Raw genomic sequence first — 4,242 nt, forward strand, 5'->3', positions numbered from 1 at the left:
CTGTGCGGCGTTGACGAGACGCTTCGCGTCTCGTTCGCGCACGAGAGCAAAGCTCTCGTGAACGCTGTATCCCCTCCCTGCTCGCGCCTCTCGCCCGGTCGGCGCTCGCTGGGGAAGGGGGCTTAGCGCCTCAATTCAGCTAAAACCACTCCTCGTTTCAGCCGCGGCTCTGCGAGTCGCGTTAGTCACTCGTCGGCCCGCGAGCCATCGGCTCGCGGTGAACGGCGCACCGACCGGGATCTGACGAGCCGTCTCGTCAACCGTTCGGTGTACTGACGTTAGTCGCGTAGGTCGAGTCACCCGTCGCTGGGCGTCGCTCTGCACGTCGCAAAACGGCAAAGGGGAGCTGAGCCGGGAGGTCGTCTATTCCTCGTCGCGCTCGAAGGATTCGGCGCCGAGGTCGCCCGCGACGTCGATCCCGCCCTCGAGGGTGCGCGTCGGGTAGGGGATGTCGATGCCCGCCTCGTCGAAGCGCTCCTTCACCGTCTGGACGTACTCGCCGCGGGTCTTCACGAAGTCCGCGCGCGAGGGATCGGCGATCCAGAAGCGGCTCTTGAGACCGACGTAGGAGTCGGCGAGTTCGGTGAGTCGGACGGTGACGCCGGGATCGTCCATGATGTCGTCGCGCTTCTCGGCCTCCTCGACGATGATCTCGGTCGCCTCGTCGATGTCGTCGTCGTAGCCGATGCCGAAGAGGAACTGGACGCGGAGTCTGTCCTTCGCGACGGGGTTCTTGATGACGCCGTCGGTCAGATTCGAGTTCGGAACGGTGAGGAGTTCGTTGTCGAAGGTGCGAACGCGCGTCACGCGGAGACTGATGTCCTCGACGATCCCCGAGTTGCCGTCCCACTCGATCCAGTCGCCGAGTCGGAAGGGCCTGTCCGTGTAGATGAAGACGCCGGCGACGAAGTTCGCGAGGACGTCCTGCATCGCCAGCCCGATGGCGAGCGTCGCGGCGGCGGCGACCGTCGCGAGCGCGACGAGTATGTTGCCGTAGCCCGCCATGGCGAACGCGACGCCGATGGCGACGGCGACGATGGCGACGGAGACGACCTTCCGCAGCGGGTTCCTCGCGTGCTCGTCGAGTCCGCGGCGCTCCATCAGTCGGTTCGCGAGCGGGTGGACGACGGCCTTCCCGGCGACGTAGAGGACGGCGGCGACGACGACGAAGGTGACGGCCGATCCGATGGCGCTCGCGTAACTCGGCGCGAGACCGATCGCCGACCGGAGCCACTGCCCGACGAAGCCGCCGGCGCCAGCGGTCTGCAGCAAGAGCGCCCTCATCGAGCGTACACTGCGGTGTTCCCCCGGGTCTCGACGAGGTCGGCGCTGACGGCGTCGCGCAGGTCCTCGGCGAGTTCTTCGGTCGTCGTCCCGCCGCGGGACGACCGGAGGAACTTCACCTTCACGACGTCCCTATCGTCGAGTTGGTCGTCGAGTTCGTCGACGACGGACTCGATACCGCTCTTTCCGACCCAGACGGTCACGTCGGCCTCGTGGGCTTTCGAACGTAGATCAGCCATACGAGCACGTATCTCGCGGCGGCGGTTTGAATCTATTGTCCCGCTGACGGCGTGTCAGCGGTACGGATGGCGCGCTTGGTTCCCGCAGTCACAGGTGGTGACGACGTGGCCGTCCCGCAGGCGCGTTCGGGCGTTCCGTCCGGGGATCAGGTAGGCGTCGCAGTCGTCGCAGGTGAACCGGACGAGTTCGCGCGGGAGGCGGAGTCGGTTGCGCTCGGCGATCCGGCGGGCGAGCCGGACGTACTCGCGCGCGCGCTCGTCCTCGCCGTCGCGCGCGGCCGCCGCTGCCAGCGACGCCAGCCGGTCGATCCGTTCCGCTGCGATTCCGCTCACACTCCCCCTCGGGGACCGCGGAGGCAAAGCGTTTCGATACACCTTTTCGCTCCCGGGCCGTCGACGCCATCCCATGCGCGCGCTCAACTATCTGGAGCTGGCGGGCCCGCTGGAGCGCAGCGGCATCGCCACCGCCGCCCGCCAGCAGCACGCCGCGCTCGCCCCGACGGACGTCGAGGTGGTGACCCGGCCGTGGGCGGGCGACGACCCGCTCGACACGGCCGTCTCCATCGCGCGCGGCGACGGCGCATTCGCCGACTTCGACCTCGCGCACTGCCACCTCTTCGGGCCGGGATCCGTCGCCGTCGCGCGCCACGCTCGGCGCACCGACACCCCGCTCGTCCTCCACGCGCACACCCTCCGCGAGAACACGATGGGGAGCTGGCGCGGCGTCGAACTCCTCGCCGATCCTCTCGAACGCTACCTGCGGTGGTTCTACTCGCTCGCCGACCTCGTCATCTCGCCCTCCGCGTACGCCAAGCGGCGCCTCGAATCCTACCCCATCGACGCGCCGATCGAGGTGCTCACGAACGGCGTGGATCTCGACTCCTTGGCGGGCGTCGAGGAGTACCGCGAGCCGTATCGCGAGCGCTTCGACCTTGAGGGCACCGTCGTCTTCACCGTCGGCAACGTCTTCGAGCGCAAGGGCCTCACGACGTTCTGCGAACTCGCCCAGCGGACGGACTACGAGTTCGTCTGGTTCGGCCCGTACGACACCGGCCCGCACGCGTCGGAGGAGGTCAAGCGGTGGGTGAACGATCCCCCGGCGAGCGTCACCTTCACGGGCTGGGTCGACGACAAGCGCGGCGCGTTCGGCGCGGGCGATGTCTTCTGTTTTCCGACGAAGAGCGAGACGCAGGGTCTCGTCGCGTTGGAGGCGATGGCGTGCGGGAAGGCCTGCGTCCTCAGCGACCTCCCGGTCTTCCGCGAGTACTTCACGGACGGCGAGGACTGCCTGCTCTGCGAGACCGAGACCGAGTACGTCGAGGCCATCGAGCGCCTCGCGGCCGATCCCGGCCTCCGCGACGAACTCGGCGCGAACGCGCGCGAGACGGCGCGCGAGCACTCGCTCGATCGCGTCGGCGAGGAACTCGCCGACATCTACCGCGATCTCGTCGAGGGGACCCGATCGTGACCGAGCCACCCGCCGTCGCGGCGTTCACCGACACCTACCTCCCGACGGTCAACGGCGCGACCTACACCGTGCGGACGTGGCGCGAGTGCTGGCAGTCCCGCGGGGGACGGATGGACGTCGTCTACCCGGACGCGGACTACGAACCCGAACCGGGCGAACACCCCGTCGCCAGCCTCGATTTCCCCTTCTACGAGGGGTATCGCCTCGCCGTCCCGCACGCGCCCCGCGGCGTCGTCGCGCCGGACGTCGTCCACGCCCACTCGCCCTTCTCCGTCGCTTCGCGGGCTACCGCTACGCCCGACGACACGACGCGCCGTTCGTCGTCTCCTACCACACGCCGACGAGCGAGTACGCGGAGTACATCGCACCGGACGCCGTCGCGCCCGCCGTGGAGCGCGTCAGCGCCGCGTGGGAGCGGTGGTTCCTCGACCGGGCCGATCTCGTGCTCGCGCCGAGCGAGCGCACGGCCGGGCGCGTCCGCGACCTCGGCGTCGCCACGCCCGTCACCGCGCTCCCGAACGGCGTCGATATCGATTTCTTCGAACCCACCGACGCGAGCGACTTCCGCGAGCGCTACGACCTCTCGGGCACGCTCGTCGGCTACACGGGCCGGCACGGCTACGAGAAGCGCCTCCGCGACCTCGTGGACGCCGCGGCCGACCTCGACGCGACGCTCGTGCTCGGCGGCGATGGTCCCGCTCGTGACGATCTGGAGACACGCGCTCGCGAGCGCGGCGTCGACGCGCGCTTCCTCGGTTTCCTCCCGCGCGAGGAACTCCCGGCGTTCTACAGCGCGCTCGACGTCTTCGCGTTCCCGAGCCCCGTCGAGACGCAGGGACTCGTCGCGCTGGAGGCCAACGCCTGCGGCACGCCGGCCGTCGGTGCGGACGCGGGCGCGCTGATCGAGACCGTCGACGACGGCGAAACGGGGTATCGCTACCCCGTCGGCGACGTCGCGGCGTTCCGTGACGCGATCGAGCGCGCGCTCGACGAACGCGACGCGCTCGCCGCGACGTGTCTGGACAGGCGCGAAGAAGTGAGCGTCTCGCAGGCCGTCGACCGCCTCGAAGCCGCGTACGACCGCGTGCGCTAGTCGCGGTCTTCGAGCGCGTTCGCGATCCGATCGAGCTTGTTGTTCGTGCGCTCGACCTCCTTGCGGAGCTGTTCGAGCTCGCGGCCGATCTTCTCGCTCGAATCGGACTCCTCGCCGCGGCCGCCGGGACCGCCACCGCGGCCGCCGGGACCGCCACC

At 69.5% G+C, this 4,242-nt stretch carries 5 protein-coding genes; 2 read left to right on the forward strand and 3 right to left on the reverse strand.

Annotated elements, in window-relative coordinates; all coding sequences use genetic code 11:
* Positions 1–363: 363 nt before the first annotated feature.
* Genes AOZ13_RS13000 through AOZ13_RS13010 form a run of 3 tightly spaced genes read right to left on the reverse strand, consistent with a single transcriptional unit; the run spans position 364 to position 1,856 of the window.
* On the reverse strand, positions 364–1,284 hold the full coding sequence (locus AOZ13_RS13000; protein ID WP_020222760.1) for a mechanosensitive ion channel family protein: 921 nt from the start codon (positions 1,282–1,284) through the stop codon (positions 364–366).
* Positions 1,281–1,523 carry a YhbY family RNA-binding protein gene (locus tag AOZ13_RS13005; protein ID WP_021780810.1) on the reverse strand — a complete coding sequence of 81 codons (243 nt, stop codon included), beginning with the start codon at positions 1,521–1,523 and terminating at the stop codon, positions 1,281–1,283. Before AOZ13_RS13005 ends, AOZ13_RS13000 begins: the two co-directional genes overlap by 4 nt.
* Positions 1,524–1,577: 54 nt before the next feature.
* A complete protein-coding gene (locus AOZ13_RS13010) occupies positions 1,578–1,856 on the reverse strand; it encodes a ribonuclease P protein component 4 (protein ID WP_020222758.1) in 279 nt (92 codons plus the stop codon).
* Between the two features lie 73 nt (positions 1,857–1,929).
* Between AOZ13_RS13010 and AOZ13_RS13015 the strand changes: the two genes are divergently transcribed.
* A complete protein-coding gene (locus AOZ13_RS13015; protein WP_021780811.1) occupies positions 1,930–2,991 on the forward strand; it encodes a glycosyltransferase family 4 protein in 1,062 nt (353 codons plus the stop codon).
* A gap of 85 nt (positions 2,992–3,076) precedes the next feature.
* Positions 3,077–4,084 (forward strand): glycosyltransferase, encoded by a 1,008-nt coding sequence (locus tag AOZ13_RS13020; protein ID WP_234402884.1) that lies wholly within the window; start codon positions 3,077–3,079, stop codon positions 4,082–4,084.
* Positions 4,085–4,242 lie beyond the last annotated feature (158 nt).

Origin of the sequence: Halarchaeum acidiphilum MH1-52-1, assembly GCF_000474235.1 — an archaeon.
GTDB lineage: Archaea > Halobacteriota > Halobacteria > Halobacteriales > Halobacteriaceae > Halarchaeum > Halarchaeum acidiphilum.